A 1,339-nucleotide genomic window follows, 5' to 3' on the forward strand; every position below is an offset into this window, starting at 1 on the left:
TTTCGACAGTTTTCCGTGCAGGTGCTGACTGAGCGAAAGTGAGTTAAACACTACGACACTACGCGACCAACATTACTGCATGCCGACGCCGTCGAAGCGCGCGTAGCCCAGCGGCTCGATGCGCATGTCGATCACCTTCTTGCTGACCGGCTGATAGACGGTCGAGTGGGCGATCGGCGAGAACGGCAGTTGCTGCGCGAAGATCTGCTGCGCCTGCATGTAGTACTTCGTGCGCTGTGCCTGGTCCGAGGTCTGGCGGCCCTTCTGGACCAGCTCGTCGAACGGCTTGTAGCACCACTTGCCGAAGTTGTTGCCGTTCACGGCCTCGCAGCCGAGCAGCGTGCCGAGCCAGTTGTCCGGGTCGCCGTTGTCGCCCGTCCAGCCAATCAGCATGGAGTCGTCTTCACCCGCGTGCGCACGCTTGATGTACTCGCCCCATTCATACGTGACGATCTTGGCCTTCACGCCGATCTTGGCCCAGTCGGCCTGGATCATCTCGGCCATCAGGCGTGCGTTCGGGTTATAGGCGCGCTGCACCGGCATCGCCCAGAGCGTGATCTCGAAGCCGCTCGCGAGGCCCGCCTTCGCGAGCAGCGCCTTCGCCTTCTCGGGGTCGTACGGGTTCGCCTTCAGGCTCTTGTCGTAGGACCATTGCGTGGGCGGCATCGGGTTGGTCGCGGCCTGGCCCGCGCCCTGGTACACCGAGTCGATGATCGCCTTCTTGTTGATCGCCATGTCGAGCGCCTCGCGCACTTCGACCTTGTCGAGCGGCTTGTGCTCGACGTTGTACGACAGATAGCCGAGGTTGAAGCCCGGCTGCGAGGGCATCGCGATGCCCGACTCGGCCTTCAGCGGAGCGATATCCGCGGGGCGCGGATAGGTCATCACCTGGCACTCGTCGCGCTTGATCTTCTGCACGCGCACGCTGGCGTCCGGTGTGATCGAGAAGATCAGCTTCGAGAGCTTCACGGCGCCCGGCTTCCAGTAATCAGGATTGCCATCGAAACGGATGGTCGCGTCCTTCGTGTAGCTCTTGAAGATGAAGGGGCCCGTGCCCAGCGGATACTGGTTGATGTCGGCGGCCTTGCCGGCCTTCATCAACTGGTCCGCGTATTCCGCCGACAAGATCGAGGCGAATTCCATCGCCATGTTCTGGATGAACGGCGCGTTCGGCTCGTTCAGCGTGAACTTCACGGTGTACGGATCGACCTTCTCGACCTTGGCGATCAGCTTGTCGAGGCCCATGTCGGTGAAGTACGGGAACGACACCGGGTAAGCCTTGCGGAACGCGTTGTTCGGGTTCAGCATGCGGTCGAACGTGAACACGACGTCGTCCGCA

1 protein-coding gene is annotated in these 1,339 nt (G+C 62.0%); it reads right to left on the reverse strand.

What is annotated here, in order from left to right:
• Positions 1–72 precede the first annotated feature (72 nt).
• Positions 73–1,339: ABC transporter substrate-binding protein (locus tag BO1_RS48855; protein WP_028223779.1), on the reverse strand; the 1,267-nt coding region annotated here is incomplete at its 5' end.

It is taken from the genome of Paraburkholderia oxyphila NBRC 105797 (assembly GCF_000685075.1).
GTDB lineage: Bacteria > Pseudomonadota > Gammaproteobacteria > Burkholderiales > Burkholderiaceae > Paraburkholderia > Paraburkholderia oxyphila.